General features: G+C 36.9%; 3 protein-coding genes. 1 reads left to right on the top strand and 2 read right to left on the bottom strand.

Translation table 11 applies throughout. The features are described from left to right. Positions 1-130: 130 nt before the first annotated feature. Positions 131-643, bottom strand: coding sequence for a hypothetical protein (locus Q0017_RS13690; protein ID WP_297427250.1), 513 nt, complete (start codon positions 641-643; stop codon positions 131-133). A gap of 417 nt (positions 644-1,060) precedes the next feature. Continuing rightward, positions 1,061-1,753, bottom strand: coding sequence for an acetoacetate decarboxylase family protein (locus Q0017_RS13695; RefSeq protein ID WP_297427247.1), 693 nt, complete (start codon positions 1,751-1,753; stop codon positions 1,061-1,063). 93 nt (positions 1,754-1,846) lie between these two features. Here Q0017_RS13695 and Q0017_RS13700 point away from each other — a divergent pair, with 93 nt between their 5' ends. Next, complete coding sequence (locus Q0017_RS13700) at positions 1,847-2,401, top strand: peptidylprolyl isomerase (RefSeq protein WP_297427244.1); 555 nt, start codon at positions 1,847-1,849, stop codon at positions 2,399-2,401. Positions 2,402-2,577 lie beyond the last annotated feature (176 nt).

The raw sequence follows: 2,577 nt of genomic DNA on the forward strand, positions 1-2,577 counted from the left end.
CTAATAAGTGTTTAATTTGGATATTATTTATTCAGATTCTAGGGCTGTAGTTTCTTTTTCGATATTTTCAGATGTGTTTTTAAGGCTTATCCAATCATTGGATAAGCCTTTTTTTTTACTTAAATTTAACTTAGCGGTGACGTTGCTGCTCAAAATACTCGCGTGCTTTTTGCACTTTATCTTCGTTGCTACGGCGATGATCCTGATTACGTTGGCGTTGTTGTAGATCCTTTTGACGTTTTTGCTCTGCCTGACGCTTTTGCAGGGCTTGTTGTTCACGCTGACGTTTTTGCTGTTCAACTTGCTCACGACGCTTACGATCTAGATCTTGGCGTTGTCGCTGTTGTAACTGCTGTTCACGACGTTTCTGTTCTAACTGCTGACGCTCACGTTGTTGTAGGCGTTGACGCTCCAACTGGGTTTTTTCTCGGTCAAGTTGTAGCTGACGGTTACGATTTTGTTCAGCCAAACGGCGACGCTCAAGCTCTAAACGTTGGCGCTGTTGAGTATCGTAACTGCGGTCATAGTTTCGATCGTAACCACGATCATAACGTCCATCGTAGTAGCCATCATCAGGGAGTGCCACACAGCCTACAGCTAAAAAGGTTGTGGCAAGTGACACAAGCAAAAGTTTTCTAGCCATGTGGTTCATCCTTATATTACAAATTAATGAGTATTAAGCATAAGGCATTTTTTTCATTGACTCTGTTAGCAATTGCATCATTTATATAAGGATATGGTGCTCAATATGCTTGATCATGTAGAAATTATGAAGATTTTGGCAACATGATTTTAATAACCAATGCTCTACTTTAGATTTTTTATGAGAAGTCACGCATTTGGAATTTAAATTTAGGATGATTTAAAGCCTGACTCATTAAATTTTATTTTTATAAAAAGCTTGAGCCTTTCTCATAGTGGCCACAGTCATGTTTTTCAAATACTGCTACCAATTATTAACACATGAAGCAACAACATATAAATGCTTCACAACTTAGATAAGAAACTATTTTTTATGTCAAATAGCTTGGTTTATAAAGCCGGGAATTTTTAACCTAGATTAAGTTGTTTCACGTGAAACAGGAGTTTTAACTTCAATTTTGGCTTCAGGTAGCAAAAGCTGTACTTCCGACATATAAAAGCTATTGATATAACGTGCTTGGTTAAAATCTGGAAATACTTCCTCGCTGTCATGCCACTGTACTGATTTTAATTTATGTAGCTTACCTCGAAATTGTGGGGTAAAGGTATAGTCCTGAGATTGCCAATGTTGTTGCACATTTAAAATATGATGTGGCAATTGATGACTATTAATATAAAACTCTGGACTATTTTTATGACGATTTAATTGAATCGTCATATTTTTTCCGTTCACCTCTACTTGGCAATAGGTGGCTGTATTGGTTTCTGTCCAAGTAAATTTAGCTAATTGTTTAGGTAAGCCCCATAAATTTTGCCCGTGTAACATAGAGGCTTCGTTTGAGACAAAGATCTTAGCAATCGTTGAGTAGCGTTGTTTTTTTCTAACGGGATGATCAACAATAAAGAGCGCGTCATAGGCCCCAATAGGTGTTTGCGTATAACGAATTAAAATCACATGTAGCATATGACCTGCACGTGAAGGTCGTAAATTATAGGCTTTGGACTGTTCTAATAACTGTGGACTGGCCCAATAATTTAAAATATAAGCTTGACCGTGACATTGCCAAGGCGGATAACAGTAAACACTGTGAAGGTTGGGTCGCTGTTTCATAAGAATATCCTTTTCACGAATACGACAATTTTGTTTATAGTGAAGTATTGGAATCCATAAATTAAGCCAGTAATGATGAGGATTAGTAAATAAATGTTAAAAAAGAGCTTAGCGATATCGACACTTATGCTGACCAGCATGACAACTTTTGCAGCCAACACCCTGCTTGAAATGAAGACCAGTTTAGGAACGATTGAAATTGAACTGTTTAATGATCAAGCACCAATCTCCACAAAAAACTTTGAAAGTTATGTGAAGAGTAATTTTTATAAGGGCACTATTTTTCATCGTGTGATTCCTGGCTTTATGGTGCAAGGTGGTGGCCTGACTGTTGATATGAAAGAAAAGCCAACGACTAAAAGTATTTCAAATGAATCAAATAATGGTTTGAAAAATATACGTGGTACATTAGCGATGGCACGTACCAATGATCCAAACTCAGCGAAAAGCCAATTTTTTATTAATTTGGTGGACAATGAGTTTTTGAATAAAAGCCAACGAAATGCAGGCTATGCGGTATTTGGTCAGGTGGTGAAAGGTATGGAGATTGTAGATCAAATTGCCAAGGTTCCAACGCACCGTTATGGCGCATATACTGATGTGCCTAAGCAACCTATCAAAATTATCAGCGTTAAAACTAAGCAATGAATAACCTTTTAAAGCTAGATTACGATTTATTACGTATATCTGAGCTGATTTTGTGCGAAAGGTAATTTTTTGCACAAAAAATACTCAGTTGTAAAATAGTTACTTAAATATGTCTTGCCAAGCTAAAAAAAGCTCCTATAATGGCGAGCATACCAACGCAATGAAGCAAAATGATT

The organism is uncultured Acinetobacter sp. (genome assembly GCF_947624825.1).
Taxonomy (GTDB): domain Bacteria; phylum Pseudomonadota; class Gammaproteobacteria; order Pseudomonadales; family Moraxellaceae; genus Acinetobacter.

Excerpts from the sequence above, each read along its gene's own strand:
- Q0017_RS13700 (WP_297427244.1), top strand. The coding sequence starts at position 1,847 with ATGTTAAAAAAGAGCTTAGCGATATCGACACTTATGCTGACCAGCATG.
- Q0017_RS13690 (WP_297427250.1), bottom strand. The coding sequence starts at position 643 with ATGGCTAGAAAACTTTTGCTTGTGTCACTTGCCACAACCTTTTTAGCT.
- Q0017_RS13695 (WP_297427247.1), bottom strand. The coding sequence starts at position 1,753 with ATGAAACAGCGACCCAACCTTCACAGTGTTTACTGTTATCCGCCTTGG.